This is a genomic window from Curtobacterium sp. Arg-1, assembly GCF_025643395.1.
Lineage (GTDB): Bacteria > Actinomycetota > Actinomycetes > Actinomycetales > Microbacteriaceae > Curtobacterium > Curtobacterium poinsettiae.
Window position 1 is genome coordinate 3479462 of record NZ_CP095731.1, and the last position, 25873, is coordinate 3505334.

General features: G+C 67.9%; 38 protein-coding genes. 1 reads left to right on the top strand and 37 read right to left on the bottom strand.

The window, feature by feature from the left end; all coding sequences use genetic code 11:
* Window positions 1–134: 134 nt before the first annotated feature.
* The 4 genes from rpsK to infA form a co-directional block, all read right to left on the bottom strand.
* The gene (rpsK, locus tag MXD64_RS16625; RefSeq protein ID WP_017885507.1) at window positions 135–533 is read right to left on the bottom strand and encodes a 30S ribosomal protein S11; all 399 of its coding nucleotides are present in this window, start codon (window positions 531–533) and stop codon (window positions 135–137) included.
* A 9-nt stretch (window positions 534–542) separates the two neighbouring features.
* Window positions 543–917: a 30S ribosomal protein S13 gene (rpsM, locus tag MXD64_RS16630; RefSeq protein ID WP_017885508.1), complete on the bottom strand. Its 375-nt coding sequence runs from the start codon at window positions 915–917 to the stop codon at window positions 543–545.
* A gap of 186 nt (window positions 918–1103) precedes the next feature.
* A complete protein-coding gene (gene rpmJ / locus MXD64_RS16635; RefSeq protein ID WP_022903266.1) occupies window positions 1104–1220 on the bottom strand; it encodes a 50S ribosomal protein L36 in 117 nt (38 codons plus the stop codon).
* A 70-nt stretch (window positions 1221–1290) separates the two neighbouring features.
* Window positions 1291–1512 (bottom strand): translation initiation factor IF-1, encoded by a 222-nt coding sequence (infA, locus tag MXD64_RS16640; RefSeq protein ID WP_017885509.1) that lies wholly within the window; start codon window positions 1510–1512, stop codon window positions 1291–1293.
* A gap of 296 nt (window positions 1513–1808) precedes the next feature.
* On the opposite strand from infA, the gene MXD64_RS16645 reads away from it, so the two are divergent.
* Entirely contained in the window at window positions 1809–3098 is a 1290-nt protein-coding gene (locus tag MXD64_RS16645; RefSeq protein ID WP_042537499.1) for an LCP family protein, read from the top strand.
* 150 nt (window positions 3099–3248) lie between these two features.
* Here MXD64_RS16645 and map read toward each other — a convergent pair whose 3' ends face one another.
* The 33 genes from map to MXD64_RS16810 form a co-directional block, all read right to left on the bottom strand.
* A complete protein-coding gene (map, locus tag MXD64_RS16650; RefSeq protein WP_042537634.1) occupies window positions 3249–4028 on the bottom strand; it encodes a type I methionyl aminopeptidase in 780 nt (259 codons plus the stop codon).
* A 59-nt stretch (window positions 4029–4087) separates the two neighbouring features.
* A complete protein-coding gene (locus MXD64_RS16655; RefSeq protein ID WP_017885512.1) occupies window positions 4088–4678 on the bottom strand; it encodes an adenylate kinase in 591 nt (196 codons plus the stop codon).
* On the bottom strand, window positions 4675–5997 hold the full coding sequence (secY, locus tag MXD64_RS16660; RefSeq protein WP_017885513.1) for a preprotein translocase subunit SecY: 1323 nt from the start codon (window positions 5995–5997) through the stop codon (window positions 4675–4677). Before secY ends, MXD64_RS16655 begins: the two co-directional genes overlap by 4 nt.
* 147 nt (window positions 5998–6144) lie before the next feature.
* The gene (gene rplO, locus MXD64_RS16665; RefSeq protein ID WP_017885514.1) at window positions 6145–6609 is read right to left on the bottom strand and encodes a 50S ribosomal protein L15; all 465 of its coding nucleotides are present in this window, start codon (window positions 6607–6609) and stop codon (window positions 6145–6147) included.
* Window positions 6606–6791, bottom strand: a complete 186-nt coding sequence (rpmD, locus tag MXD64_RS16670; protein WP_017885515.1) for a 50S ribosomal protein L30 — start codon at window positions 6789–6791, stop codon at window positions 6606–6608. The genes rplO and rpmD overlap by 4 nt, the downstream gene beginning before the upstream one ends.
* A complete protein-coding gene (gene rpsE, locus MXD64_RS16675; RefSeq protein ID WP_263136831.1) occupies window positions 6791–7639 on the bottom strand; it encodes a 30S ribosomal protein S5 in 849 nt (282 codons plus the stop codon). Before rpsE ends, rpmD begins: the two co-directional genes overlap by 1 nt.
* Window positions 7636–8010, bottom strand: a complete 375-nt coding sequence (gene rplR / locus MXD64_RS16680) for a 50S ribosomal protein L18 (RefSeq protein WP_031259041.1) — start codon at window positions 8008–8010, stop codon at window positions 7636–7638. Before rplR ends, rpsE begins: the two co-directional genes overlap by 4 nt.
* Window positions 8011–8012: 2 nt before the next feature.
* A complete protein-coding gene (gene rplF, locus MXD64_RS16685) occupies window positions 8013–8549 on the bottom strand; it encodes a 50S ribosomal protein L6 (protein ID WP_017885518.1) in 537 nt (178 codons plus the stop codon).
* Between the two features lie 6 nt (window positions 8550–8555).
* Window positions 8556–8954 carry a 30S ribosomal protein S8 gene (rpsH, locus tag MXD64_RS16690; protein WP_017885519.1) on the bottom strand — a complete coding sequence of 133 codons (399 nt, stop codon included), beginning with the start codon at window positions 8952–8954 and terminating at the stop codon, window positions 8556–8558.
* A gap of 153 nt (window positions 8955–9107) precedes the next feature.
* Window positions 9108–9698 (bottom strand): 50S ribosomal protein L5, encoded by a 591-nt coding sequence (gene rplE / locus MXD64_RS16695; protein ID WP_042537502.1) that lies wholly within the window; start codon window positions 9696–9698, stop codon window positions 9108–9110.
* On the bottom strand, window positions 9698–10057 hold the full coding sequence (gene rplX, locus MXD64_RS16700; RefSeq protein ID WP_017885522.1) for a 50S ribosomal protein L24: 360 nt from the start codon (window positions 10055–10057) through the stop codon (window positions 9698–9700). Before rplX ends, rplE begins: the two co-directional genes overlap by 1 nt.
* A gap of 3 nt (window positions 10058–10060) precedes the next feature.
* Window positions 10061–10429 (bottom strand): 50S ribosomal protein L14, encoded by a 369-nt coding sequence (gene rplN, locus MXD64_RS16705; protein WP_017885523.1) that lies wholly within the window; start codon window positions 10427–10429, stop codon window positions 10061–10063.
* Window positions 10430–10460: 31 nt separating this feature from the next.
* Window positions 10461–10745 carry a 30S ribosomal protein S17 gene (gene rpsQ / locus MXD64_RS16710; protein ID WP_017885524.1) on the bottom strand — a complete coding sequence of 95 codons (285 nt, stop codon included), beginning with the start codon at window positions 10743–10745 and terminating at the stop codon, window positions 10461–10463.
* Window positions 10745–11065, bottom strand: a complete 321-nt coding sequence (rpmC, locus tag MXD64_RS16715; protein WP_017885525.1) for a 50S ribosomal protein L29 — start codon at window positions 11063–11065, stop codon at window positions 10745–10747. Before rpmC ends, rpsQ begins: the two co-directional genes overlap by 1 nt.
* On the bottom strand, window positions 11065–11484 hold the full coding sequence (gene rplP, locus MXD64_RS16720; protein WP_017885526.1) for a 50S ribosomal protein L16: 420 nt from the start codon (window positions 11482–11484) through the stop codon (window positions 11065–11067). The genes rpmC and rplP overlap by 1 nt, the downstream gene beginning before the upstream one ends.
* 2 nt (window positions 11485–11486) lie before the next feature.
* Complete coding sequence (gene rpsC, locus MXD64_RS16725) at window positions 11487–12299, bottom strand: 30S ribosomal protein S3 (RefSeq protein ID WP_017885527.1); 813 nt, start codon at window positions 12297–12299, stop codon at window positions 11487–11489.
* A complete protein-coding gene (rplV, locus tag MXD64_RS16730; protein WP_017885528.1) occupies window positions 12299–12691 on the bottom strand; it encodes a 50S ribosomal protein L22 in 393 nt (130 codons plus the stop codon). The genes rpsC and rplV overlap by 1 nt, the downstream gene beginning before the upstream one ends.
* A 25-nt stretch (window positions 12692–12716) precedes the next feature.
* Window positions 12717–12998: a 30S ribosomal protein S19 gene (gene rpsS / locus MXD64_RS16735; protein ID WP_017885529.1), complete on the bottom strand. Its 282-nt coding sequence runs from the start codon at window positions 12996–12998 to the stop codon at window positions 12717–12719.
* 11 nt (window positions 12999–13009) lie between these two features.
* On the bottom strand, window positions 13010–13849 hold the full coding sequence (gene rplB, locus MXD64_RS16740; RefSeq protein ID WP_017885530.1) for a 50S ribosomal protein L2: 840 nt from the start codon (window positions 13847–13849) through the stop codon (window positions 13010–13012).
* 18 nt (window positions 13850–13867) lie between these two features.
* Window positions 13868–14167, bottom strand: a complete 300-nt coding sequence (rplW, locus tag MXD64_RS16745) for a 50S ribosomal protein L23 (RefSeq protein ID WP_017885531.1) — start codon at window positions 14165–14167, stop codon at window positions 13868–13870.
* The gene (gene rplD, locus MXD64_RS16750; RefSeq protein WP_027466730.1) at window positions 14164–14823 is read right to left on the bottom strand and encodes a 50S ribosomal protein L4; all 660 of its coding nucleotides are present in this window, start codon (window positions 14821–14823) and stop codon (window positions 14164–14166) included. The genes rplW and rplD overlap by 4 nt, the downstream gene beginning before the upstream one ends.
* 2 nt (window positions 14824–14825) lie before the next feature.
* Window positions 14826–15482 (bottom strand): 50S ribosomal protein L3, encoded by a 657-nt coding sequence (gene rplC, locus MXD64_RS16755; RefSeq protein ID WP_017885533.1) that lies wholly within the window; start codon window positions 15480–15482, stop codon window positions 14826–14828.
* Window positions 15483–15494: 12 nt separating this feature from the next.
* Window positions 15495–15803 (bottom strand): 30S ribosomal protein S10, encoded by a 309-nt coding sequence (gene rpsJ / locus MXD64_RS16760; RefSeq protein WP_017885534.1) that lies wholly within the window; start codon window positions 15801–15803, stop codon window positions 15495–15497.
* A gap of 521 nt (window positions 15804–16324) precedes the next feature.
* Window positions 16325–17152, bottom strand: a complete 828-nt coding sequence (locus MXD64_RS16765; RefSeq protein WP_052481641.1) for a DarT ssDNA thymidine ADP-ribosyltransferase family protein — start codon at window positions 17150–17152, stop codon at window positions 16325–16327.
* A 79-nt stretch (window positions 17153–17231) separates the two neighbouring features.
* Entirely contained in the window at window positions 17232–18209 is a 978-nt protein-coding gene (locus MXD64_RS16770) for a DNA topoisomerase IB (protein ID WP_042537504.1), read from the bottom strand.
* A gap of 173 nt (window positions 18210–18382) precedes the next feature.
* Complete coding sequence (gene tuf / locus MXD64_RS16775) at window positions 18383–19570, bottom strand: elongation factor Tu (RefSeq protein ID WP_017885537.1); 1188 nt, start codon at window positions 19568–19570, stop codon at window positions 18383–18385.
* Window positions 19571–19717: 147 nt separating this feature from the next.
* Complete coding sequence (gene fusA / locus MXD64_RS16780) at window positions 19718–21835, bottom strand: elongation factor G (RefSeq protein WP_017885538.1); 2118 nt, start codon at window positions 21833–21835, stop codon at window positions 19718–19720.
* A gap of 87 nt (window positions 21836–21922) precedes the next feature.
* On the bottom strand, window positions 21923–22393 hold the full coding sequence (rpsG, locus tag MXD64_RS16785) for a 30S ribosomal protein S7 (protein ID WP_017885539.1): 471 nt from the start codon (window positions 22391–22393) through the stop codon (window positions 21923–21925).
* A gap of 5 nt (window positions 22394–22398) precedes the next feature.
* A complete protein-coding gene (gene rpsL, locus MXD64_RS16790; RefSeq protein ID WP_017885540.1) occupies window positions 22399–22767 on the bottom strand; it encodes a 30S ribosomal protein S12 in 369 nt (122 codons plus the stop codon).
* Window positions 22768–22995: 228 nt separating this feature from the next.
* Window positions 22996–24252, bottom strand: coding sequence for a hypothetical protein (locus tag MXD64_RS16795; protein ID WP_263136832.1), 1257 nt, complete (start codon window positions 24250–24252; stop codon window positions 22996–22998).
* Between the two features lie 37 nt (window positions 24253–24289).
* Window positions 24290–24817, bottom strand: a complete 528-nt coding sequence (locus tag MXD64_RS16800) for a DUF6121 family protein (RefSeq protein WP_042537507.1) — start codon at window positions 24815–24817, stop codon at window positions 24290–24292.
* Between the two features lie 27 nt (window positions 24818–24844).
* A complete protein-coding gene (locus MXD64_RS16805) occupies window positions 24845–25456 on the bottom strand; it encodes a CBU_0592 family membrane protein (protein WP_194589991.1) in 612 nt (203 codons plus the stop codon).
* Window positions 25457–25617: 161 nt separating this feature from the next.
* Window positions 25618–25866 carry a hypothetical protein gene (locus MXD64_RS16810; protein WP_194589990.1) on the bottom strand — a complete coding sequence of 83 codons (249 nt, stop codon included), beginning with the start codon at window positions 25864–25866 and terminating at the stop codon, window positions 25618–25620.
* Between the last annotated feature and the right edge of the window lie 7 nt (window positions 25867–25873).

The window sequence follows — 25873 nt, forward strand, 5'->3', positions numbered from 1 at the left end:
CGGGTCTGTTGAGTTGTGATCACGCGCACACACGTGCGCGATCGAACGACCAGGAATGGCCGCGGGCCCTGCCCGCCCTCGCCGGAACGGATCCGGTCAGGGGACGAGCAGGGCGCGGCCGGTTGCTCCTCGCGTCAGACGCGGCGGCGCTTGGGCGGGCGGCACCCGTTGTGCGCCTGCGGCGTGACGTCGTTGATCGAGCCGACCTCGAGGCCAGCGGCCTGGAGGGAACGGATCGCGGTCTCGCGACCCGAACCCGGGCCCTTCACGAAGACGTCGACCTTCTTGACGCCGTGCTCCTGCGCCTGACGCGCAGCGGACTCGGCAGCGAGCTGCGCCGCGAACGGCGTCGACTTGCGCGAACCCTTGAAGCCCACGGCACCCGAGGACGCCCAGCTGAGGACGGCACCCGACGGGTCGGTGATGCTGACGATCGTGTTGTTGAACGTGCTCTTGATGTGGGCCTGGCCCACAGCGACGTTCTTCTTCTCCTTGCGGCGCGGCTTGCGCGCGGCAGTCTTGGGGGTAGCCATCGGGGTCTCCTATCGAGCCTTCTTCTTGCCTGCCACGGTGCGCTTCGGTCCCTTGCGGGTACGAGCGTTGGTCTTGGTGCGCTGACCGCGCACCGGGAGACCACGACGGTGGCGGAGACCCTCGTAGCTGCCGATCTCGACCTTGCGTCGGATGTCGGCGGCGACCTCACGGCGGAGGTCACCCTCGACCTTGAAGTTGCCCTCGATGAAGTCACGGAGGGCGACGAGCTGGTCGTCGGTCAGGTCCTTGACGCGGATGTCACCGGAGATACCGGTCTCCGTCAGTGCCTGGACGGCGCGGGTACGGCCGACGCCGTAGATGTACGTGAGTGCGATCTCCACGCGCTTCTCGCGCGGGATGTCGACGCCTGCTAGACGTGCCATGTGATGGCTGCTCCTGTTGTCGATGGAGGTGTGGCGCAGTACCGGTGCTCGGGCCTCCGCCCCGAGGTGTCCCCCGGCCGTCGTGCGGTCGGGTTTTGGTACTGCGTTGTCGATCTTCAGTTGTGGGTCGTGCTCGAGCAGCCTGGTGTCCGAGGGACACCGTCGGCGCCGGTCACGCGCCCGGGACTAGCCCTGGCGCTGCTTGTGACGCGGGTTGCTCTTGCAGATCACCATGACGCGGCCCTTGCGGCGAATCACACGGCAGTGTTCGCAGATGGGCTTGACGCTGGGGTTGACCTTCATGGTTCTTTCCTCGTGCTCGCTGGCTTCGTGCTCGGCAGGATTGCCGTGCCGTTCCTTTCCAGCTCGCGGATCACTTGTAGCGGTAGACGATCCGGCCGCGGGTCAGGTCGTACGGGCTCAGCTCCACGATCACGCGGTCCTCGGGGAGGATGCGGATGTAGTGCTGGCGCATCTTCCCGGAGATGTGCGCGAGGACCTTGTGTCCGTTCGTCAGCTCAACGCGGAACATCGCGTTGGGCAGAGCTTCGAGCACCGAGCCTTCGATCTCGATGACGCCGTCTTTCTTGGCCATAGCCTCACTGTCGCTTGGTTGTGGAACAGGTGTGATCCCCGAACCGGTCTGCGGGTCGGTCGCCACACCCGAGAGGGCATGACACACCAAAGATCGATCTTATGTGGTAAACCCGCAATTGCCAAGTGGGGGCGCGGAACACCCCACGTCTGGGGCTTCCGGAGCAGTGTCTGAGCGTTCCACAGTGGTTTGACGGCGCGCTCCGGGCGCGCTCATGCGTGCGAACCGTAGTTTTGCTCCGCAGCCACGTCCGCCGCGCCAGCAGCCAACGCGACGGACCACCGAACGGAGAACACGTGCCCGACGCCACACGACGCCCCTTCGCCAGTCACGGCAAGCAGGCCCGTCGCCGGGGTTGGGGCACGCTCGTCACCGTCGTGGCGTCCGCCGTCGCCGTCCTGCTCGTCAGCGGCACGAGCGTCGCCGCGATCGCCGGCGCACAGCTGTCGTCCGCTCCCCGGACCGTCGCGCTCAGCACCGACGACCAGAGCACCGCGAAGACCGCCGACATCTCGGCGATCAAGGGCGGGGCGAACATCCTGCTCATCGGCAGCGACACCCGTGTCGGCCAGTTCGACTCCGACGAGGACGTCGAGGGCGCTCGCAACGACGTCACGATGCTCATCCACATCTCAGCCGACCACCAGCAGCTCACCGCGGTCAGCTTCCCCCGTGACCTGATGGTCCCGATCCCGGCGTGCACGAACCCCGCGACCGGCACGACCTACCCCGCCGCGACGTCGGCGATGTTCAACACCGCACTCGGCAACGGTGGTGTCTCCTGCGTCGTGGACACGGTCGAGAACCTGACCGGCCTGAGCATCCCCTACGCCGGCCTGATCACCTTCGACGGTGTCATCGAGATGTCGAACGCCCTGGGCGGCGTCGACGTCTGCGTCGCCCAGCCGATCGACGACACGTTCACCGGCCTGCACCTGACGAAGGGCTCGCACTCGCTCCAGGGCACGGACGCCCTGGCCTTCCTGCGCAGCCGCCACGGTGTCGGTGACGGCAGCGACCTGGCCCGGATCAGCTCGCAGCAGGTGTTCCTCTCGGCGCTGCTCCGCAAGGTCACCTCGGACGGCACCCTCTCGAACCCCATCACGCTCTACAAGCTGGCCGGCGCCGCGCTGTCCAACATGACGCTCTCCGACGGGCTGGCGCAGACCGGGACACTGGTCAAGCTCGCCGCCGCCCTGCGTGGGATGAGCACGGCCAACATGCTCTTCGTGCAGTACCCCGTCGTCGACGACCCCGCCGACAACGCGCGCGTGGTCGTCGACCAGGAGACCGCGCACACGCTCAACGTGGCGCTGCAGAACGACGTCCGGTCCTCGCTGAGCGACTCGAGCACCGGCCGGGCGTCCGAGGAGTCGACGTCGAGCGGCGGATCGTCGGGCACGACCGGGTCGTCGGGGTCGTCGGGATCGTCGGGAACGTCGACTGGCGGTTCGTCGCCTGCCGGCACCCCCGCACCCTCGTCGAGCGCAACGGCCACCCGGACGCCTGCCGCGTCGGCGACACCGCTGCCCTCGTCGATCACCGGGCAGAGTGCCTCGGAGCAGACCTGCTCCGTCGGCAACTGACGGCCGCCGCCGTCGGTCGCCCACCCGCACGGTCCGCCTGACGCGCCCTGAGCGCGCGCCGCACACACGGGGACCCGGCGGGGCGGACCCGGGCCGCGCCTCCAGGTCGTCAGGCCGTCAGGCCGTCAGGCCCAGCCCTGGAGGCCCGCCCTACGGGATCGGGACGGGCGTCACGCCCAGCGGAGCCAGGCCCCGTGCGCCGCCGTCGGCGGCGGTGAGCACCCAGATGCCGGACGCGTGCACCGCGACGCTGTGCTCCCAGTGGGCGGCGTCCTTGCCGTCCAGCGTGCGGACCGTCCAGTCGTCGTCGTCCGTCGAGCTGTCGATCGACCCGGCCGTGACCATGGGCTCGATGGCGACCACCAGGCCGGGCTTGACGGCCGGACCGGCGCCACGGACGCGGTAGTTGAAGACGGGTGGTTCCTCGTGCATCGACCGGCCGATGCCGTGGCCGGTGTAGTCCTCGACGATGCCCCACGAACCGGTCTCGTCGATCGCGTCCTCGACCGCCGAGCCGACCTCGTGCAGGTTCTTGGCGCTGGCCAGTGCTGCGATGCCGTGCCAGAGCGACCGCTCCGTCGTGTCGCAGAGCGCCTGCCGAGCCACCGTGACCGTCTCGTCGCCACCGGGGACGACGGTCGTGAAGGCGCTGTCGCCGTTCCAACCGTCGACCTCGGCACCGGCGTCGACCGACACGATGTCACCGGGCGCGAGCACGCGGTCGCCGGGGATCCCGTGCACGATCTCGTCGTTCACCGAGACGCACAAGGTGTGGCGGTAGCCGGGGACGAGCTGGAAGTTCGGGATGCCGCCGCCGTCGCGGATCGTGCGCTCCGCGATCACGTCGAGCGCACCGGTGGTGACGCCGGGACGGATCGCTGCACGGACGGCGTCCAGCGCCTCAGCCGTCAGCAGCCCCGGGCGGACCATCGCCCGGAGCTCGTCCGGGGTCTTGTAGATCGAGGGCTTCCGGAACCGCACCACGCTGGTCAGACGGCCGCGGCGAGCCCGCGACCCGACAGTGCGGTCTGGATCCGGTCGCCGACCTCGTCGATGCCGCCGAGGCCGTCGACGTCGACCACCAGGCCACGCTCGCCGTACGCCGCCACGATGGGCGCCGTCTGCTCGGCGTAGACCTGCTGACGACGACGGATCGTCTCCTCGTTGTCGTCGCTGCGGCCCTGGTCCTCAGCACGCTTCAGCAGGCGACCGACGAGCTCGTCCTGGTCCGCGACGAGCTGCACGACGGCGTCGATCCCGGTGCCCTGCTCAGCGAGCAGTGCGTCGAGGTACTCGACCTGGCCGACAGTCCGGGGGTAGCCGTCGAGCAGGAACCCGTTCTCGGCGTCCGGCTCCTGCAGACGGGACTTGACGAGCTCGTTCGTGAGCGAGTCCGGCACGTAGTCGCCGGCGTCCATGATCGCCTTCGCCTGGACGCCGAGGGGCGTGCCCTCTGCCACGTTCTTGCGGAAGATGTCCCCGGTCGAGATGGCGGGGATCCCGAAGGACTCGGCGATGCGGCCGGCCTGGGTGCCCTTCCCGGCTCCGGGAGGTCCGACGATGATGAGACGTGCGCTCAACGGAGAAGCCCTTCGTAGTGACGCTGCTGCAGCTGGGAGTCGATCTGCTTCACGGTCTCGAGACCGACACCCACGATGATGAGGATGCTCGCGCCACCGAACGGGAAGTTCTGGTTCGCGCCGAACAGCGCCAGTGCTGCCAGCGGGATGAGCGCGATGAGACCGAGGTAGAGCGAGCCGGGCAGCGTCACCCGGGTGAGGACGTAGTCGAGGTACTCGGCCGTCGGACGCCCGGCACGGATTCCGGGGATGAACCCGCCGTACTTCTTCATGTTGTCGGCGACCTCTTCGGGGTTGAAGGTGATCGCCACGTAGAAGTACGTGAACCCGACGATGAGCAGGAAGTACAGGACCATGTAGAACCAGTTGTCACCCGAGGTCAGGTTGTTCTGGACCCAGGTCACCCACGCGGCCGGCTCGGAGCCGTCGGAGGGCTGGTTGAACTGCGCGACCAGGGCCGGCAGGTACAGCAGCGACGAGGCGAAGATGACGGGCACGACGCCGGCCATGTTCACCTTGATCGGGATGTACGTGTTGTTGCCGCCGTACGTCCGCCGCCCGACCATGCGCTTGGCGTACTGCACGGGGATCCGGCGCTGTGACTGCTCAACGAACACGACGGCCATCATGATCACGAGTCCGACGAGGATCACGAACAGGAAGAGCTCGAAGGACTGCGACTGCTCGATCGCCCAGAGCGCCGACGGGAACTGCGCCGCGATCGACGTGAAGATCAGGAGCGACATGCCGTTGCCGATGCCGCGCTCGGTGACGAGCTCGCCCATCCACATGATGATGCCGGTGCCGGCGGTCAGCGTGACGACCATCAGCATGATGGCGTACCAGCTGTCGTTCGAGATGATCGACGTGCAGGAGGCGGAGGCGTTGGTGCCGAACAGGGCGCCGGAACGAGCGACCGTGATCAGGGTCGTGGACTGCAGGACGCCCAGCGCGATCGTGAGGTACCGCGTGTACTGCGTCAGCTTCGCCTGGCCCGACTGGCCCTCCTTGTAGAGGGTGTCGAAGTGCGGGATGACCACGCGCAGCAGCTGCACGATGATCGACGACGTGATGTACGGCATGATCCCGAGCGCGAAGACCGAGAGCTTCAGCAGCGCGCCGCCGGAGAAGAGGTTGATCAGGTCGTAGAGGCCGCCGGAGGACGACGCGCTGGCGAGACAGCTCTGCACAGCGGTGTAGTCGACGAACGGTGCCGGGATGTACGACCCGAGACGGAACAGCGCGATGATCGCGAGGGTGAAGCCGATCTTCTTGCGAAGATCAGGGGTGCGCATGATGCGCGCGACCGCTCTGAACACGATGACTCCGAACTTGTGGGACCGGGGCCGTCGATCGCGGCCGGACCGGTTTCGGTCGGCAGGGCCGACCCGGCTGGCGGATGCCGGCCACTGTCAAGGAAACCGTAACGGCGGCCCGTGCGCAAACGCACGGGCCGCCGACGGGGGTTACTGGGAGACGGTGCCGCCAGCAGCCACGATCTTCTCGGCGGCGGACGCCGAGACCTTGTCGACCGCGACCGTGATCTTCACGGTGATGTCACCCTGACCGAGAACCTTGACCTTCTCGTTCTTGCGGACGGCGCCCTTGGCGACCAGGCCCGCAACGGTGACGTCGCCACCATCGGGGTAGAGCTCCGAGATCTTGTCCAGGTTCACGACCTGGTACTCGACCCGGAACGGGTTCTTGAACCCGCGGAGCTTCGGGGTGCGCATGTGCAGCGGCATCTGCCCACCCTCGAAGCCGACCCGGACCTGGTAACGGGCCTTCGTGCCCTTGGTACCACGCCCAGCGGTCTTGCCCTTCGAGCCCTCACCGCGACCCACACGGGTGCGGTCCTTCTTGGCGCCCTCTGCGGGACGGAGGTGGTGCAGCTTCAGCACCTGCACGCGCTCGTTCTTCTCGTCGCTCATGCGTCGACCTCCTCGACCTTCACGAGGTGCGCCACCGTCGCGATGTACCCGCGGTTCTGGGAGTTGTCCTCACGCTCGACCGAACGGCCGATGCGCTTGAGGCCCAGGCTGCGCAGGGTGTCGCGCTGGTACTGCTTCTCGCTGATAACGGACTTGATCTGCGTGATCTTCAGCATCGCCATCACGCACCTGCCTTCTCGGTCGCGGCACGCAGGGCTGCGGCCTCGGCCTGGAGCAGACGGGCCGGGACGACCCGCTCGACGTCGAGGCCACGACGGCTCGCGACGGCGCGGGGCTCCTCGAGCTGCTTCAGAGCCTCGACGGTCGCGTGCACGATGTTGATGGTGTTCGACGAGCCGAGCGACTTGCTCAGGACGTCGTGGATGCCGGCGCACTCGAGCACGGCGCGGACCGGACCACCGGCGATGACACCGGTACCGGGGCCTGCCGGACGCAGGAGGACGACGCCAGCGGCGGCTTCACCCTGCACCGGGTGCGGGATCGTGTTGCCGACGCGGGGGACGCGGAAGAAGTTCTTCTTCGCCTCTTCGACGCCCTTGGAGATCGCCGTGGGGACCTCCTTGGCCTTGCCGTAGCCGACGCCCACGAGGCCGTTGCCGTCGCCGACGACGACGAGCGCCGTGAAGCTGAAGCGACGACCACCCTTGACGACCTTCGACACGCGGTTGATGGTCACCACGCGCTCGAGGAACTGGCTGTCGCCACCGCGGTTGTTGCGGTCACGGCCCTGCTGACGGTCACGACCGCCACCACGACGGCCACGGTTGTCAGCGGAGTCGCGGTTGTTGGACGCGGAACCCGCGGCGGTCTCGACCGGACGCTCGGCGACGGCAGGTGCCTCCGCCTCCTTGCCGGTCTTGGCGCCCTCGGCAGGTGCCTCGGCGGTCGCACCGGTGGCCGTGGCCTCCGTGCTCGCCTCGGTGGCCTCCGTGGTCTCGACTGCCTCGGTCTCCGTGGCCTCGACGGCCTCGGTCTTGGCGTCTTCGTTGGTGTTCGCGTTGTCGCTCACAGGTTCAGCCCTCCTTCACGGGCACCATCGGCGATCGCGGCGACGCGACCGGCGTACTTGCTGCCACCGCGGTCGAAGACCACGGCCTCGACGCCAGCCGACTTCGCGCGCTCGGCGAGGAGCTCACCGACGCGACGGGCCTTGGCGGTCTTGTCGCCGTCGAACGAGCGGAGGTCTGCCTCCATCGTCGAGGCGCTGGCGAGGGTGTGACCCTTCGCGTCGTCGATGACCTGCACGAACACGTGACGCGACGAGCGGGTGACGGCGAGACGGGGACGAGCCTCGGTGCCGGTGATCTTCTTGCGGAGACGGTTGTGACGACGCGCCTTGGCGGCCGCCTTGCTCTTGCCTCGTGTCTTGAGGAGTCCCATGATCACTTACCTGACTTTCCGGCCTTGCGGCGCACGTTCTCGCCGGCGTAACGGACACCCTTGCCCTTGTAGGGCTCGGGCTTCCGGAGCTTCCGGATGTTCGCGGCGACCTCGCCGACAGCCTGCTTGTCGATACCGGCGACGGTGACCTTGTTGTTGCCCTCCACCGCGAAGCTGATGCCCGCCGGCGGCTCGACCGTGATCGAGTGGGAGTACCCGAGCGCGAACTCGAGGTTCGAGCCCTTGGCCGCGACACGGTAACCGGTGCCGACGACCTCGAGGCCCTTGGTGTAGCCCTGGGTCACGCCGATGATGTTGTTGGCGATGAGGGTCCGGGTCAGTCCGTGGAGCGAACGCGACTCGCGCTCGTCGTCCGGACGGGTGACGAGGACCTGGTTCTCCTCGACCTTGGCCTGGATGGGCTCCGCGATGACGAGCGCGAGCTCGCCCTTCGGGCCCTTGACCGCCACGTTCTGACCGTCAACGGAGACGGTGACGCCGGCGGGGATGTCGATGGGGAGACGTCCGATTCGTGACATTGTCGATCACCACACGTAGGCGAGGACTTCCCCACCCACGCCCTTCTGCTCGGCTTCGCGGTCGGTCAGGAGGCCGGAGGAGGTCGAGAGGATCGCCACACCGAGGCCACCGAGGACCTGGGGGATCTCCGTCGACTTCGCGTAGACCCGGAGGCCCGGCTTCGAGACGCGCTTGATGCCGGCGATCGAACGCTCGCGCTCGGGGCCGTACTTCAGGTCGATGGTGAGGGTCTGCCCGACTCGGGCGTCCTCCACCTTCCACTCGCTGATGTAGCCCTCACGCTTGAGGATGTCGGCGATGTTCTTCTTGAGCTTGGAGCTCGGGAGCGCGACTGCGTCGTGGTGCGCGGAGTTCGCGTTCCGCAATCTGGTCAGCATGTCTGCGACCGGATCGGTCATCGTCATGATGTTCGTCCATTTCTCGCCTGGTTTCGACACCCGTTCCACGAATGCCGACCTGAGCGATCGAGTGATCCCGGGGCGGTTCCCCGAGATCGGTGTGTTCGTGCGTGCGGGCCGGAGGACGTGAATCCTCCGGCCCGCACTGCTCGAAGTAGCTTAGACCGTCTGCTCGTTGGAGCGGAACGGGAAGCCGAGCTGCCGGAGCAGCGCGCGTCCCTCGTCGTCCGTCTTCGCGGTGGTCACGACAGTGATGTCGAAGCCGCGGACGCGGTCGATGCGGTCCTGGTCGATCTCGTGGAACACGGACTGCTCCGTGAGACCGAACGTGTAGTTGCCGTTGCCGTCGAACTGCTTGTCGCTGAGACCGCGGAAGTCGCGGATGCGGGGCAGTGCGAGCGTGACCAGGCGGTCGAGGAACTCCCACGCGCGGTCACCACGGAGGGTGACGTGCGCGCCGATGGCCTGACCCTCGCGCAGCTTGAACTGTGCGATGGACTTGCGGGCGATGTTCACCTGGGGCTTCTGACCCGTGATCGCCGTGAGGTCCTTGATGGCCCCCTCGATGATCTTCGAGTCGCGAGCTGCCTCACCGACACCGGTGTTCACGACGACCTTGACCAGGCCGGGGACCTGGTTGACGTTCGCGTAACCGAACTGCTCGGTGAGGGCCGTCTTGATCTCGGCCAGGTACTTCTGCTTGAGGCGCGGCTGGATCTTGCCAGCGGGCGCAGCAGTCGTGTCAGTCATCAGAGCTTCTCACCAGACTTCTTCGCGTAGCGGACACGGACGGTCTTCTTGACGCCGTCCTTCTCCACCTCTTCGGTGCGGAAACCGACACGCGTCGGCTTCTTCGTCTTCGGGTCGACGAGCGCGACGTTCGAGACGTGGATCGAGGCTTCGTGCTGCTCGATGCCACCGGTCTTCGAACCACGCTGCGTCTGGCCGACGCGGACGTGCTTCGTGACGAAGTTCACGCCCTCGACGACGACGCGGTTCTTGTCCTTGAGGACCTCGATGACCTTGCCCTGCTTGCCACGGTCGCCGCCACGCTCCTGCGTCGCGCCCGTGATGACCTGGACGAGGTCACCCTTCTTGATGTTCGCCATGGCTTACAGCACCTCCGGCGCGAGCGAGATGATCTTCATGAACTTCTTGTCACGGAGCTCGCGACCGACCGGACCGAAGATGCGCGTACCGCGCGGGTCGCCGTCGGCCTTGAGGATCACTGCCGCGTTCTCGTCGAACTTGATGTAGGAGCCGTCCTGACGACGGGTCTCCTTCTTGGTGCGAACGATGACGGCCTTGACGACGTCACCCTTCTTCACGTTGCCGCCGGGGATGGCGTCCTTCACCGTGGCGACGATGACGTCACCGAGGCCGGCGTAGCGACGACCCGAGCCACCGAGCACGCGGATGGTCAAGATCTCCTTGGCACCCGTGTTGTCGGCGACCTTCAGGCGGGATTCCTGCTGAATCACTGCTGTCTCCTATTCCGAAGCAGGCCGAGGCCTACTTGGCCTTCTCGAGGATCTCGACCAGGCGCCAGCGCTTGGACGCGCTGAGGGGACGGGTCTCGCTGATCACGACGAGGTCGCCGACACCAGCGGTGCCGAGCTCGTCGTGGGCCTTCACCTTGGACGTACGACGGATGATCTTGCCGTAGAGCGCGTGCTTCACGCGGTCCTCGACCTCGACCACGATGGTCTTGTCCATCTTGTCGCTCGTCACGTAGCCGCGACGCGTCTTGCGGTAGCCGCGAGTGAGGGCGGCGGAGTTCTTCTCTTCGTTCGCCATTACTTCTCCTCGGCGGTCTCGGCCTCGGTCGACTCGGCCGGCTTGTCAGCCTTCTTCGTCGTCTTCTTGGCCTTGGGGGCGGTCTCGACGGGCGCGGGAGTGGCACGGATGCCGAGCTCGCGCTCGCGGAGGACGGTGTAGATGCGGGCGATGTCGCGCTTGACGGCACGGAGACGACCGTGGCTCTCCAGCTGGCCGGTGGCCGACTGGAAGCGGAGGTTGAAGAGCTCCTCCTTGGCCTTCTTCAGCTCGTCAGCGAGACGCTCGTTCTCGAACGTGTCGAGCTCCGTCGGACGGAGCTCCTTGGAACCGATCGCCATTATGCGTCGCCCTCCTCGCGCTTGATGATGCGTGCCTTGAGGGGCAGCTTGTGGATTGCACGAGTCAACGCCTCGCGGGCGATCTCCTCGCTGACGCCGGAGAGCTCGAAGAGCACCCGGCCCGGCTTCACGTTCGCGACCCACCACTCGGGCGAGCCCTTACCGGAACCCATGCGGGTCTCGGCGGGCTTCTTGGTCAGCGGACGGTCCGGGTAGATGTTGATCCAGACCTTGCCACCACGCTTGATGTGACGCGTCATGGCGATACGAGCGGACTCGATCTGACGGTTGGTCACGTACGCCGGGGTGAGGGCCTGGATGCCGTAGTCGCCGAAGCTGACCTTGGTACCACCGGTTGCCTGACCCGAACGCTTCGGGTGGTGCTGCTTGCGGTGCTTGACTCGACGGGGAATAAGCATGGTTACGCCTCAACTCCTGCGCCGGCCGGCGCGTCCTGCGGGGCCTGCTGCGGGCGACGGTCACCGCGGTCGCCGCCACGACGGTCGCCGCCACGGTCTCCACGCTCACCGCGCGGGCCGCCACGACGCTCGGGGCGCGACGAACGCTGGTTCGCCTGCTCGCGAGCGAGCTCCTTGTTCGTGATGTCGCCCTTGTAGATCCAGACCTTCACGCCGATGCGGCCGAACGTGGTCCGGGCCTCGTAGAAGCCGTAGTCGATGTTCGCGCGGAGCGTGTGCAGCGGCACACGGCCTTCGCGGTAGAACTCCGAACGCGACATCTCGGCGCCGCCGAGACGCCCCGACACCTGGATGCGGACACCCTTGGCGCCGGCGCGCTGTGCACCCTGCAGGCCCTTGCGCATGGCACGACGGAACGCGACACGAGCGGAGAGCTGCTCGGCGATGCCCTGCGCGACGAGCTGGGCCTCGGTCTCGGGGTTCTTGACCTCGAGGATGTTCAGCTGGATCTGCTTCTTGGTGAGCTTCTCGAGCTCACCGCGAACGCGCTCCGCCTCGGCGCCGCGGCGGCCGATGACGATGCCCGGACGAGCCGTGTGGATGTCCACGCGGACACGGTCACGGGTGCGCTCGAGCTCGATGCGTGCGACACCGGCGCGGTCGAGGGTCTTCTTCAGGTACTCGCGCACCTTGATGTCCTCGGCCACGTAGTCGGCGTAGCGCTGACCGGCCTTCTTGCTGTCGGTGAACCAGTGCGAGACGTGGTCCGTCGTGATCCCGAGACGGAAACCGTACGGGTTGACCTTCTGGCCCATTAGTTGCTCGCCTTCTTGCTCGTCGCGGCAGCCTCGACCTCGTCCGGCGTCGCGAGGACGACCGTGATGTGGCTGGTGCGCTTGTTGATGCGGAAGGCGCGGCCCTGGGCGCGCGGCTGGAACCGCTTCAGGGTCGTGCCCTCGTCGACGAAGACGCGGCTCACGTAGAGGTCGCGCTCGTCGAGGAAGCTGTTCGTCGAGTCCGCCTTGACCCGTGCGTTCGCGATCGCCGAGGCGACCAGCTTGTACACGGGCTCCGAAGCGCCCTGGGGGGCGAACTTCAGGATGGCGAGGGCCTCGTGGGCCTGCTTGCCGCGGATCAGCTCGATGACGCGACGGGCCTTCTGAGGCGTGACGCGGATGTGTCGCACGCGTGCGATCGACTCCACCATTTCGTTCCTCCTCTGCGTCGCCGCCTCAGCGGCGACGGCCCTTCTTGTCGTCCTTCACGTGACCACGGAAGGTGCGGGTCGGCGCGAACTCGCCGAGCTTGTGACCGACCATCGACTCGGTGACGAACACCGGGATGTGCTTGCGGCCGTCGTGGACGGCGATCGTGTGCCCGAGCATGTTCGGGACGATCATCGACCGACGCGACCACGTACGGATCACGTTCTTGGTGTTGGCCTCGTTCTGCGTGACGACCTTGCGGAGCAGGTGCTCGTCGACGAAGGGGCCCTTCTTCAGACTGCGTGGCATCTTCTGAACTCCTACTTGCGCTTCTTGCCGGCGTTACGGCGACGGACGATGAGCTTGTCGCTCGGCTTGTTCGGCTTGCGCGTACGGCCCTCGGACTGGCCCCAGGGGCTGACCGGGTGACGACCACCGGACGTCTTGCCCTCACCACCACCGTGCGGGTGGTCGACCGGGTTCATGGCGACACCACGAACGGTCGGGCGGACGCCCTTCCAGCGCATGCGGCCGGCCTTGCCCCAGTTGATGTTCGACTGCTCGGCGTTGCCGACCTCGCCGATCGTGGCGCGGCAGCGTGCGTCGACGTTGCGGACCTCGCCCGACGGCAGACGGAGCTGCGCGTAGGGGCCGTCCTTGGCGACGAGACGCACCGAGGCGCCGGCGGAGCGGGCCATCTTGGCGCCGCCACCGGGGCGGAGCTCGATGGCGTGCACGACGGTACCCACGGGGATGTTGCGCAGCGGCAGGTTGTTGCCGGGCTTGATGTCCGCGCCGGGGCCCTGCTCGACGACGTCGCCCTGCTTCAGCTTGTTCGGCGCGATGATGTACCGCTTCGTGCCGTCCACGTAGTGCAGGAGCGCGATGCGCGCAGTGCGGTTGGGGTCGTACTCGATGTGAGCGACCTTGGCGTCGACGCCGTCCTTGTCAGAGCGACGGAAGTCGATCACGCGGTACTGGCGCTTGTGGCCACCACCGATGTGACGCGTGGTGATACGGCCGGAGCTGTTGCGACCACCGGTCTTCGGCAGCGGACGAAGCAGTGACTTCTCCGGAGTCGAACGGGTGATCTCAGCGAAGTCGGCGACCGACGAGCCGCGACGACCGGGGGTCGTCGGCTTGTAGTTACGAATAGCCATGATTTATCCCTCTGGTCCTCAGCCGACAGCCGTGAAGATGTCGATCGAACCGGACTTGAGCGTCACGATGGCGCGCTTGGTGTCCTTGCGCTTGCCGAGACCGAACTTGGTGCGACGGGTCTTGCCCGGGCGGTTCAGCGTGTTGATGCTCGCGACCTTGACGTTGAAGATCTTCTCGATGGCGAGCTTGATCTCGGTCTTGTTCGAGCGGGGGTCCACGATGAACGTGTACTTGCCCTGGTCGATGAGCGCGTAGCTCTTCTCCGAGACGACCGGCGAGATGACGACGTCGCGCGGGTCCTTGTTGAAGCCGCTCATGCGGTGATCTCCTTCGCGGTCTTCGACGCGATGAAGGCGTCGAGGGCGCTCTTGCTGAAGACGACGGCGTCCGAACGCAGCACGTCGTAGGCGTTGAGCTGGCCGTACGAGAGCGCGTGGACGTTCGACAGGTTGCGGATCGACTTGAGCGTCAGCTCGTCGTCCGTCTCGAGCACGACGAGCACGTTCTTGACGGGCGCGACCTTCTCGAGGAGCGTGCGGGCGGTCTTGGTCGACGGCAGTTCAGCCGCGACGAAGCCCTCCACAGCGGAGATGCGGCCACCGCGGGCGCGGTCCGAGAGCGAGCCGAGCAGAGCAGCGGCGATCATCTTCTTCGGGGTGCGCTGCGAGTAGTCACGCGGGGTCGGTCCGTGGACGACGCCACCGCCGGTGTGCTCCGGAGCACGGACGGAACCCTGACGGGCGCGGCCGGTGCCCTTCTGCTTGAACGGCTTGCGACCGGCACCGCGGACTTCGCCGCGGTTCTTGGTCTTGTGGGTGCCCTGACGCGCGGCTGCGAGCTGCGCGGTGACGACCTGGTGGATCAGCGGGACGTTGGTCTCGACGTCGAAGAGAGCTGCGGGGAGCTCGACGGTGCCGGACTTGGCACCCGATGCGTCGAGGACGTCGATCGTGGTTGCGGTCGTGGTGGCCATGATCACTTACCCTTCACGGCGGTGCGGACGAAGACGGAGCGGCCACGAGCACCGGGGACGGCGCCCTTGACGAGCAGCAGACCCTTCTCGGCGTCGACGGCGTGCACCGTGAGGTTGAGGACGGTCACGCGGTCGCCACCCATACGACCGGCCATGCGCATGCCCTTGAAGACACGCGACGGGGTCGAGGAAGCACCGATCGAGCCGGGCTTGCGGTGGTTGCGGTGCGCACCGTGCGAGGCGCCGACGCCGTGGAAGCCGTGGCGCTTCATGACACCGGCGAAGCCCTTGCCCTTGGAGGTACCGACGACGTCGACCTTCTGGCCCGCCGTGAACGTGCTGTCCACGGTGAGCTCCTGGCCGAGCGTGTACTCAGCGGAGTCGTTGGTACGGATCTCGGTGAGGGTGCGACGCGGGGTCACGCCAGCGGCCTCGAAGTGGCCGGCGGCCGGCTTGTTGACCTTGCGCGGGTCGATGGCACCGGCGGCGATCTGGATCGCCTCGTAGCCGTCGCGCTCAGCGTTGCGGATCTGGGTGACCACGTTCGGGCCGACCTCGATCACGGTGACGGGGATGAACTTGTTGTTCTCGTCCCACACCTGGGTCATCCCGAGCTTCTTGCCGAGGAGGCCCTTGACGGTCTTGGTTGAGTTCGCCATTGGTCAGCCCCCTTACAGCTTGATCTCGATGTTGACGTCGGCCGGCAGGTCGAGTCGCATGAGCGAGTCCACGGCCTTCGGCGTCGGGTCGACGATGTCGATGACCCGCTTGTGCGTGCGCTTCTCGAAGTGCTCGCGCGAGTCCTTGTACTTGTGAGGGGAACGGATCACTGCGATCACGTTCTTCTCGGTGGGGAGCGGCACCGGGCCGACCACGGTTGCACCGGCACGGGTCACCGTGTCGACGATCTTCCGGGCCGACGTGTCGATGACCTCGTGGTCATACGACTTGAGCCGGATGCGGATCTTCTGTCCCGCCATGTGTCTCTTGTCCTCTCTGCGCCGCGCACCCTCTGGCCGCCTGACGCCGCTCGGTTCCGCATTCCTGCAGACCGTGCTGTTTTCCTGAACCAACCGGCCGCATCCACTGGGGATGACCGCTGTTCACCTGTCAACCTCGCGGGCGACCGTGGCCGTCCAGCGTGGGCAATCGACTGCCTCGTGCTCCGGGCGCAGCAGTGGTGCACCGCGTCCGTCACATCTCGGGGAGTCGTGTTCTGCTGCCTGCGGCCCAACCCAGCCCTGCTGAACAAGGGGGTTGTGCACTGCCAGAGCAGTGATCCTGTGGGCGTACACCCACGGGGAATTCGGAACCGGACAAGTCTCGCATAGCCCCGGCCCACGTGCAACCCGGGCGTGTCGCGAATTGCCGGGCGTGTCCCGCCGGCTCGCTTGCCCGGATCCACGGGGATCGGACGGTCTGGAGGCCCGGCTCGGCCCCGCAACGCAACGCACCCTCCGGACGTGGTCCGGAGGGTGCGTCGACACGGGTCAGGAGACCGTCACTCGGCGGTCACCGGGGGCACGAACCACGGCGGGAAGACGGCCACGCGGGGAGCGTGTCCGCCGTGGTCGGCGAGCACGGCGCGGACGGTCTGCCGGGCCTTGTCGTTCGGCACACCGATCACGGCCACCGAGGTGAACGGCACGCTCGGACCGGCGAGCAGCTCGAGGCCGTGCATCTCCGGGTCCGTGAAGTCGGTGCGACGGATCAGGTTCGTGCCGGCGTCGGGGCCGACGGCGAACCGGACGTCGTCGGCGTCGGCGTCCTGGTCCGCGACGATCACCGAGGCGCCGAACGCCGAGACCGGCACGACGAGCACCACGTAGTCGATCGCGCGGGTGCGACGGGCGGCATCGGACCAGCGTTCACCCTCGGCGCCCGTGCGGAGCTCGTCCCACCGCGTCGCGTCGGGCGACAGCGTGAACGGCACGTGCCCGGCGATCGAGGAACCGTCCGGTGCCTCGGCCTCGGCACGTGCGGCACGGGTGTCGGCGGAGCTGACGTCCACGACAGGCTCGGCCTGGTCGGCCGCCAGGATCGCGCCGGCGCCGACGATGCCGTCGAGGTTGTCGATGTGGGTGACGTGGTGGGCACGGAGCGCTGCGAACTCACGTGCCTCGGGCAGGTCGGCGGACGACGAACGGAGCGACGTCGGCGACCGGAGCGACGTGTTCGGCCCGGAGGCCGGCGGGTCGACGCGCAGGTTGGTGGTGATGCGGGTCCGGCGTGGTGCCGGGGTGGCTGGGATCTCCGACGCCTCGCGCTGCCGGGGTGCGCAGATGTCGCAGAGCTCGGTGGGGAAACCGTGGATGCACTCGTCGGTCACGACTGTTGTGGGTCCTTCCGTGCCGTGTGGGGTGGTCCGGCACGTCGACCAACGCTACGTCATCCGGACGGCCCCCGGGTCATTGTCGGTAGAGCAGTGCCCGGACCTCGGCCTCGGCGGACGCCAGGCGGTCCGGATCGATGGTCTCCCCGTGGTCGTACGCATCGAGCAGACGGGGGTCGATGTAGCTCTGTCGGCACACCGTCGGGGTGTTGCCGAGCTCGTCGCTCGCGGCCTTCACCGCGTGCGACACGGCCTTCTTCCGCTTGGCCTGGGATGACTGCGGCCCGGTCTTCGCCAGGTCGACCGCGGCCGCGACCGTCCCGTGCAGGGTCCGGAAGTCCTTCGCGGTGAACTCGTCGCCGGCACGTTCCTTCACGTAGGCGTTGATGTCCTCGGCGGAGAGCGGCTCCCACTCCGCCCCACGGCGCTCGCGGAACGACAGCAGACGCGCATTGGGTCCGCGACGCTTCATGCCGACGATGACCCGCGCCAGGTCGTGGTCGTGGATCGACGACGACCACTCCTGCCCGCTCTTGCCGGGGAAGTCGAGTTCGATGTCGTCGCCGGACACGTGGGCGTGCGCGCAGAGCAGCGTGGACAGCCCGCGGCTGCCGTGCTCGGTGGCGTACCGCTCGGACCCGACCCGGAGCGACCCCTGATCGAGCATCCGGAAGGCTGCGGCCAGCGCGCGCCGGCGGTCCGGTTCCGGCCGGCGGAGGTCCTGTGTGACACCGCGACGGGCGACCGGCAACGACTCCGCCAGCGCGAGCGCGCGGTCGTACTTGATCCGGTCCATCCGTTCACGCCACGACGGGTGGTACATGTACTGGCGACGGCCAGCACCGTCCGTGCCCGTGGCCAGGATGTGGCCGTTCGGGTACGGCGAGATCCAGACGTCGTCCCACGCCGGCGGGATCACGAACTCCTCGAGCCGACGGCGCTCGTCCGGATCGGTCACGGTCTTGCCGTCGGGGTCACGGAACGAGAAACCGCGTCCGGAACGGACGCGGTGGTAGCCGCGACCGGAGGTCGCGGATCTGCGGAGGCGGGTCACGTGCCCGAGCCAACTCCGTGAAGCCTGTGACGGGGCACGGGGCGGACAGGAGGCCCGTGGCCGACCCCGCCCCGTGCCTCCTGTCCGGCGCCCTGTACGGCGCGCCAGTGGCCGGGTACGACGAAGCGGGGCCGGACCCGAAGGCCCGACCCCGCTGTCGCAAGGAACCGGAGTTACTTGATGATCTTCTCGACCGTACCGGCGCCGACCGTACGACCACCCTCACGGATGGCGAAGCGGAGGCCCTCTTCCATGGCGATCGGCTGGATCAGCTCGACCGTCATGGCGACGGTGTCACCGGGCATGACCATCTCGGTGCCCTCGGGCAGCGTGATGACGCCGGTGACGTCCGTGGTGCGGAAGTAGAACTGCGGGCGGTAGTTCGCGTAGAACGGGTTGTGACGCCCACCCTCGTCCTTGGTCAGGATGTACGCGTTCGCCTGGAACTCGGTGTGCGGCGTGACCGAACCCGGCTTCACGACGACCTGGCCGCGCTCCACGTCCTCGCGCTTGAGGCCACGGATGAGCAGACCGGTGTTGTCACCGGCGACCGCGGAGTCGAGCAGCTTGCGGAACATCTCGATGCCCGTGACCGTGGTCTTCTGCGTCGCGCGGATGCCGACGATCTCGACCTCGGCGTTCAGGTTGAGCGTGCCACGCTCGACGCGACCGGTGACGACGGTGCCACGACCGGTGATCGTGAAGACGTCCTCGATCGGCATCAGGAACGGCTGGTCGGTGGCGCGCACCGGGTCCGGCACGTGCTCGTCGACCTGGGCCATGAGGTCCTGGACCGACTTGACCCACTTCTCGTCGCCCTCGAGCGCCTTGAGCGCCGAGACCTGCACGACGGGGGCGTCCTCGTCGAACTGCTGCGAGCCGAGGAGCTCGCGGACCTCGAGCTCGACGAGCTCCAGGATCTCCTCGTCGTCCACCATGTCGGACTTGTTCAGTGCGACGACGATGTAGGGGACGCCGACCTGGCGGGCGAGCAGGACGTGCTCACGCGTCTGGGGCATCGGGCCGTCGGTGGCGGCGACCACGAGGATCGCGCCGTCCATCTGTGCCGCACCCGTGATCATGTTCTTCACGTAGTCGGCGTGACCGGGGGCGTCGACGTGCGCGTAGTGACGCTTCTCGGTCTGGTACTCGACGTGCGAGATGTTGATCGTGATGCCGCGCTGGCGCTCCTCGGGAGCGTTGTCGATCTGCGCGAAGTCGCGGGCCTCGTTGAGGTCCGGGTACTGGTCGTGCAGAACCTTGGTGATCGCCGCCGTGAGCGTGGTCTTGCCGTGGTCGACGTGACCGATGGTTCCGATGTTGACGTGCGGCTTGGTGCGCTCGAACTTGGCCTTGGCCACTGTGGGTCCTCCTCAGGACTCGGAAGCGTCACCCCCGGCCGGCCCTGGATGGGCTCGGGACCGTTGGTGCGCGGTGTGTGTCTGTACTTTACTTGGTGGCGAGGGGCCCGTCGCCGGGCGCCCCCGCCTGTGGAGAAGCGCTGAGCGCTACTCCCCCGCGTTCTTCGCGATGATCTCCTCGGCGACCTTGGCCGGGACCTGGCTGTAGGTCTCGAAGGTCATCGAGTAGACCGCACGACCAGAGGTCTTCGACCGCAGGTCGCCGACGTAGCCGAACATCTCGGACAGCGGCACGCTCGCGCGGACCACCTTGACGCCCGAGGCGTCCTCCATCGAGGCGATCTGGCCACGACGGGAGTTCAGGTCACCGATGACGTCGCCCATGTACTCCTCAGGAGTACGGACCTCGACGGCCATGATCGGCTCGAGGATCGCCGGACCGGCCTTGCGAGCCGCTTCCTTGTAGGCGATCGAGCCGGCGATCTTGAACGCCATCTCGGACGAGTCGACGTCGTGCGCCGCGCCGTCCTTGAGGATGGCCTTCACGCCGACGGTCGGGTAGCCCGCGAGGATGCCGACCTGCATGGCGTCCTGGATACCGGCGTCGACCGACGGGATGTACTCACGCGGGACACGGCCACCGGAGGTCGCGTTGACGAACTCGTAGACCTTCTCGCTCGTGACCTCCATCGGCTCGAGCGCGATCTGCACCTTCGCGAACTGACCGGAGCCACCGGTCTGCTTCTTGTGGGTGTAGTCGTAGCGCTCGACGATCTTGGTGAGCGTCTCGCGGTAGGCCACCTGGGGCTTGCCGACGCTCGCCTCGACGTGGAACTCGCGCTTCATGCGGTCGACGAGGATGTCGAGGTGGAGCTCGCCCATGCCCTTGATCGTCGTCTGACCGGTCTCGGCGTTGAGCTCGACGCGGAACGTCGGGTCCTCTTCGGCGAGCTTCTGGATGGCCGTGGAGAGCTTCTCCTGGTCAGCCTTCGTGTTCGGCTCGATGGCGACCTCGATGACCGGCTCCGGGAACGTCATCGACTCGAGGACGACCTGGTTGGTCGGGTCGCACAGGGTGTCACCGGTGGTGGTGTCCTTGAGGCCGATGACCGCGTAGATGTGGCCAGCGGTCACGTTGGCGACCGGGTTCTCCTTGTTGGAGTGCATCTGGAAGATCTTGCCGATGCGCTCCTTCTTGCCCTTGGTCGAGTTGATGACCTGGGCACCGGACTCGATCGAGCCGGAGTAGACGCGCACGTAGGTCAGACGACCGAAGAAGGGGTGCACCGCGACCTTGAACGCGAGCGCCGAGAACGGCTCGGTCGCGTCGGGCTTGCGGATGATCTCCTTCTCCTCGTCCTTGACGTCGTGGCCGATCATCGGCGGCACGTCGAGCGGGGACGGGAGGTAGTCGATGACGGCGTCGAGCATCGGCTGGACACCACGGTTCTTGAACGCGGAACCGCAGAGGACCGGGTAGAGCGTGCTGCTCACCGTGAGGGCACGGATCGCTGCCTTGATCTCGGCGACCGAGAAGTCGGTGTCGCCCTCGAGGTAGCGCTCCATGAGGACGTCGTCCGCCTCGGCCACGCGCTCGATGAGCTTCTCGCGGTACTCGGCGGCACGGTCCTGCAGGTCGGCCGGGATCTCTTCGATCTCGTACTTCGCGCCCATCGCGACGTCACCCTTGGCGTCGCCGCGCCAGGTGAGTGCACGCATCTGGACGAGGTCGACGACGCCTTCGAACGAGCTCTCGGAACCGATCGGCAGCTGGAGCACGAGGGGCTCCGCGCCGAGGCGGTTCACGATGGTGTCGACGGTGTAGTAGAAGTCGGCGCCCAGCTTGTCCATCTTGTTGACGAAGCAGATGCGCGGGACTTCGTACTTGTCGGCCTGACGCCAGACGGTCTCGGACTGGGGCTCGACGCCCTCTTTCCCGTCGAACACGGCGACGGCACCGTCGAGGACGCGGAGCGAACGCTCCACCTCGACCGTGAAGTCCACGTGACCGGGGGTGTCGATGATGTTGATCTGGTTGTTGTCCCAGAAGCAGGTCGTCGCGGCCGACGTGATCGTGATGCCGCGCTCCTGCTCCTGCGCCATCCAGTCCATCGTGGCAGCGCCGTCGTGGACCTCACCGATCTTGTGCGTGATGCCCGTGTAGAACAGGATGCGCTCGGTCGTCGTGGTCTTGCCGGCATCGATGTGCGCCATGATGCCGATGTTGCGGACCTTGTTCAGGTCGGTGAGCACGTCCTGTGCCACAGGGTTCCTCCGGAAGAGTTGTAGGAGAGGTTGGCGGCCGTCCGGGCGCCGGGGTTCTTGACCACCGGCGCCCGGACGGTGCCGGGACTACCAGCGGTAGTGGGCGAAGGCCTTGTTCGACTCGGCCATCTTGTGCGTGTCCTCGCGGCGCTTGACCGCGGCACCGAGGCCGTTGGACGCGTCGAGGATCTCGTTCATGAGACGCTCGGTCATCGTCTTCTCGCGACGGGCCTTGGCGTACGAGGTGAGCCAACGGAGCGCGAGGGTGTTCGCGCGGTGCGGCTTGACCTCGACCGGGACCTGGTAGGTCGAGCCACCGACACGGCGGCTGCGGACCTCGAGGGTCGGACGGACGTTGTCGAGCGCCTTCTTCAGCGTCACGACGGCGTCCTGCTGGTTCTTGGCGGAAACGCCCTCGAGTGCACCGTAGACGATGCGCTCAGCGAGGCCCTTCTTGCCGTCGAGCAGGATCTTGTTGACGAGCTGGCTGACGATCGGCGCACCGTAGACCGGGTCGGCGACGACGGGACGCTTGGGAGCGGGACCCTTACGAGGCATCTAACTCAACCCTTCTTCGCACCGTAGCGGCTGCGAGCCTGCTTACGGTTCTTGACTGCCTGGGTGTCCAGGGCGCCACGGATGATCTTGTACCGCACACCCGGGAGGTCCTTCACACGACCGCCGCGGACGAGCACCATCGAGTGCTCCTGGAGGTTGTGGCCCTCACCGGGGATGTAGGCCGTGACCTCGGTGCCGTTCGAGAGCTTGACACGAGCGACCTTGCGCAGTGCCGAGTTCGGCTTCTTGGGGGTGGTGGTGTAGACGCGGGTGCACACACCACGCTGCTGGGGGTTCGCCTTCAGGGCGGGCGCCTTGGTCTTGGTGACCTTCGGCGTACGACCCTTGCGAACCAGCTGCTGAATAGTAGGCAACTGTTCTCCTGGTTCTTCGCTCGTGCTCTCTGGCCGGCGCGTTCCGCCGGCTTCCTCGTCCCACGCTGATCACCGCCGGACGGCGGGTGTTCGAGTGGGGGACGGAGTGGTCCGGCTGGGCGATCCCGCTCGCCGGACTTTTCGGGCGCGCCCGAGGGCGCACACCCGGTAGAGACTACCCGCGGAACGGGACGAAATCAATCCGGGTCACCCCGGGAACCGACACCGTCATGAGCCGGTGTCGGACGAGCCGTTGCCCACCGCCGAGCGGAACGTCGCACCGTCGCTCGAGAAGCCGGTGACGTACCCGCTCGCGTTGACGTTGAGCGGCCCCGCGGACGCCGTTCCGGTGCCGGCGGCACCCGAGATGTCCGCCGTGTACTTCGCCCGCCCGAACGTGGTCGTCGTGATCAACCAGCCGTTCGTCGTCCAGCTGCCGACCCGGACCGTCGGCCGCGTCTCGAGCGTCCACTTCTGGTTCGTGTAGGTGTACGCGGGGTTCTGGCCGTACGCGTAGAAGCTGCAGCCGGCCGGCGCGGCGTCGGTGGAGGCGATGCAGCCGTCCACCCAGTCGTCCACCGCTCGCTTGGCGGCCTGCTGCCCCGCGGTCGTGAGGGTGGTCGTCATCTGCACCGGGGTCGACGTCGTCCGGCCGAACCCGCTGACGTCCGCCGATCCACCACGTGCCGTGGTCCACTTGCCGCCGTCGAAGGCGACGTCGTAGGTACCGGGCAGCGCGCGGAGGCTCACCGTGCCGTCCTTCGCGGTCCGCACGTTCCGGCCTGCGACCGTGACCGACGCACCGGACGGTCCGCGCACGGCGACGTCGACCGAGCCGAGCTCGGGGGCCTGGAGCTCCCAGACCGGGAACACACCCCAGTCGGTCCCGGTCTTGTCGAGCGTGAAGGTCGCGGCGACGTCCTGGCCACCCTGGCGCAGGTACGCCCGGACGGTCGCGGTGTCGCCGTCCGTCCGCGTCGCGGCGACGCGGTACCCGGTGACCTTGTCCGATGCCTTCGCGTAGGCGGCGTCACCGAGCAGCACGTCGGACTTCCCACGTTCGATGCCCGCGTCGTCGAGGGCGTCGGCCACGCGTCCGGCCGTCAGGTCGTCGAGGAACGCCCGCACGGGGCGGTCGGCCGAGTGCGAGGCGGAACCGACCGAGTACCCGACGACCCCGGCGACGAGCAGCAGGACGACGGCGGTGCCACCCGAGATGATCCCGATGAGCGGCCCGCGGCGGAGCTTCCGGCGGGGACGCTGCGGCACCGGCCCGGGCGCTCCGGCGAAGCCGGCGCCGGGCGCTCCGGCGAAGCCGGCGCCGGGCGCTCCGGCGAAGCCGGCGCCGGGACCGACCGCAGGACCAGGGCCGACCGTCTGGCCGGCTGCGGCGGACGTGCCGTCGGTGCCACGGATCGATGCCACCGGCGGGACGGCACCCCAGCCGCCCTGCTGGTCCGGATCCTGCGCGTGCTGGTCGCTCATCGTTCCCCCGTTTGGTGTGCGTCGTGCTGTCCGAAGACTACCGCTCGGCGGGTCCCTCGCCCGCGTTCGTCCGGTTGTGCCCGGAGAGCCCGCCCGACCCGTCCGCACCGCTGGTCGCGTGCGTCCCGTCGGTCGCGACCGAGCCGCCCGCGGTCCGCGCCTGGTGGCGAGCCGTCGCGATCCCGCCGAGCACCGACAGGAGCGCCACCACGACGGAACCGACCACGAACGGGCCGAGGGCGTATCCCGCGGGGAAGACGAGGAGCTCGGTCGCGTCCGAGCGGACGAGTGCGTAGCCCACGGCTCCGACGCCGAGCATGACCAGGTAGACGGTCGCCGCCGCGACGAGGGCGGTCACCCCGGGGTTGCCGTCGCGGACACCCGCCGCGGTCGCCAGGAAGACGACCACCGCGCCGCCGACCACCATCGCGGGCCCGAGGTACGGGGTGGCGTCGGGCTGCGAGATGACCTCGACGTCGGCGAGCAGGGCTTCGAAGCCCGTGACGGCGATCACGAGCGCGATGAAGAGGATCGACGTCATCGTCGCGATCAGCCACCGGGACATGGGCCGATCGTATCGCCGACCGGCTGGTCAGCGAGCGGGTTCGGCGTGGTCCGTGTCGTCGGCGTGCGCACGGTCGGACTGCTCCTGCGCTGCGGCGACCAGGGCGAGCGCGATGGTCGCCGTGATGATCGGGACGGTCTCCGTCATCGGGGCGGGCGCCTCCGGCACCGTCGCGGGCACGAGATCCGACGTCGTCGGGCGGGTCGGGTCCGTCGCGACCGTCGCGTCCGCCAGGTCGACCTGCTGGAGGCCCGTGGTCGCGTCCGTCTCGCCGGCCCCCTCCGGCTCGTGGTCGCGCAGCGCCGGCCCGATGACCGGCAGGACCCCGGTCGTGGCCGGCGGCTCCGCGTGCAGGACCGGCGGCTCGGCCGCAGCGGACCCGTCGCGCTTCGCCGCGCGACGCGCACGGAGCATCTTCACCAGGACGACGACGGCGACGATCGCCCAGATGCCGTTGACGATCGTCGAGGGGACGGCGTGGTGGGCCGCGACGTTGACGGCCACCGCGAGGCCGCCGACCAGGTTGAGCAACTGGTAGAGCGGACCGTTCGGGATCCTGCCCGTGGAGAACAAGATGTAACCAGCAAGGACGGTTACCGCCCCGAACCAACCGAGGAACTCCACGATTCCGACCAACACGCGCGACTCCGGGCACGACGAGGAACGGCCGATTCGAGCCGACCGTTCGAGAGGGGATGAGCAGCCGCGGACACGGCGCCGTGAGCATCGTAATCTCCGCGACGGGCGTCGCGGAAGTGATGTCGGCGTGGCGCGGCCGACACCGGTCCGTGCGGGTCGGATCAGCCCGCCGCGGTGCCGCCTGCGTCCGTCGTCACGTCCTTCGAGCGGAAGCGCCCGATCGACCAGAGCTGGCGGAGTGCGCCCGCCACGGTGTTCGGTTCGAGCACCTCGCCCTGTTTCGTCGCGCCGACGGGTACCGGCACCTCGGCGAACCGCAGGATCGTCGATCTCACCCGGTCCGCGTCCTGCACCTCGACGGAACGGATCGCGGCGGCGCCGATGTCGACGCCGACGATGCTCTTCGACATGGGCGGT

Coding starts and splice junctions, on each gene's coding strand:
- rpsK (WP_017885507.1), bottom strand. CDS start 533: ATGGCTACCCCCAAGACTGCCGCGCGCAAGCCGCGCCGCAAGGAGAAG.
- rpsM (WP_017885508.1), bottom strand. CDS start 917: ATGGCACGTCTAGCAGGCGTCGACATCCCGCGCGAGAAGCGCGTGGAG.
- rpmJ (WP_022903266.1), bottom strand. CDS start 1,220: ATGAAGGTCAACCCCAGCGTCAAGCCCATCTGCGAACACTGCCGTGTG.
- infA (WP_017885509.1), bottom strand. CDS start 1,512: ATGGCCAAGAAAGACGGCGTCATCGAGATCGAAGGCTCGGTGCTCGAA.
- map (WP_042537634.1), bottom strand. CDS start 4,028: ATGGTCCGCCCGGGGCTGCTGACGGCTGAGGCGCTGGACGCCGTCCGT.
- rplO (WP_017885514.1), bottom strand. CDS start 6,609: ATGAGCGACGAGAAGAACGAGCGCGTGCAGGTGCTGAAGCTGCACCAC.
- rpmD (WP_017885515.1), bottom strand. CDS start 6,791: ATGGCGATGCTGAAGATCACGCAGATCAAGTCCGTTATCAGCGAGAAG.
- rplR (WP_031259041.1), bottom strand. CDS start 8,010: ATGGGACTCCTCAAGACACGAGGCAAGAGCAAGGCGGCCGCCAAGGCG.
- rplF (WP_017885518.1), bottom strand. CDS start 8,549: ATGTCACGAATCGGACGTCTCCCCATCGACATCCCCGCCGGCGTCACC.
- rpsH (WP_017885519.1), bottom strand. CDS start 8,954: ATGACGATGACCGATCCGGTCGCAGACATGCTGACCAGATTGCGGAAC.
- rplE (WP_042537502.1), bottom strand. CDS start 9,698: ATGACTGACACGACTGCTGCGCCCGCTGGCAAGATCCAGCCGCGCCTC.
- rplX (WP_017885522.1), bottom strand. CDS start 10,057: ATGGCGAACATCAAGAAGGGTGACCTCGTCCAGGTCATCACGGGCGCG.
- rpsQ (WP_017885524.1), bottom strand. CDS start 10,745: ATGGCGAACGAAGAGAAGAACTCCGCCGCCCTCACTCGCGGCTACCGC.
- rpmC (WP_017885525.1), bottom strand. CDS start 11,065: ATGGCGATCGGTTCCAAGGAGCTCCGTCCGACGGAGCTCGACACGTTC.
- rplP (WP_017885526.1), bottom strand. CDS start 11,484: ATGCTTATTCCCCGTCGAGTCAAGCACCGCAAGCAGCACCACCCGAAG.
- rpsC (WP_017885527.1), bottom strand. CDS start 12,299: ATGGGCCAGAAGGTCAACCCGTACGGTTTCCGTCTCGGGATCACGACG.
- rplV (WP_017885528.1), bottom strand. CDS start 12,691: ATGGTGGAGTCGATCGCACGCGTGCGACACATCCGCGTCACGCCTCAG.
- rpsS (WP_017885529.1), bottom strand. CDS start 12,998: ATGCCACGCAGTCTGAAGAAGGGCCCCTTCGTCGACGAGCACCTGCTC.
- rplB (WP_017885530.1), bottom strand. CDS start 13,849: ATGGCTATTCGTAACTACAAGCCGACGACCCCCGGTCGTCGCGGCTCG.
- rplW (WP_017885531.1), bottom strand. CDS start 14,167: ATGAGCGGCTTCAACAAGGACCCGCGCGACGTCGTCATCTCGCCGGTC.
- rplD (WP_027466730.1), bottom strand. CDS start 14,823: ATGGCCACCACGACCGCAACCACGATCGACGTCCTCGACGCATCGGGT.
- rplC (WP_017885533.1), bottom strand. CDS start 15,482: ATGGCGAACTCAACCAAGACCGTCAAGGGCCTCCTCGGCAAGAAGCTC.
- rpsJ (WP_017885534.1), bottom strand. CDS start 15,803: ATGGCGGGACAGAAGATCCGCATCCGGCTCAAGTCGTATGACCACGAG.
- rpsG (WP_017885539.1), bottom strand. CDS start 22,393: ATGCCTCGTAAGGGTCCCGCTCCCAAGCGTCCCGTCGTCGCCGACCCG.
- MXD64_RS16795 (WP_263136832.1), bottom strand. CDS start 24,252: ATGAGCGACCAGCACGCGCAGGATCCGGACCAGCAGGGCGGCTGGGGT.
- MXD64_RS16800 (WP_042537507.1), bottom strand. CDS start 24,817: ATGTCCCGGTGGCTGATCGCGACGATGACGTCGATCCTCTTCATCGCG.
- MXD64_RS16810 (WP_194589990.1), bottom strand. CDS start 25,866: ATGTCGAAGAGCATCGTCGGCGTCGACATCGGCGCCGCCGCGATCCGT.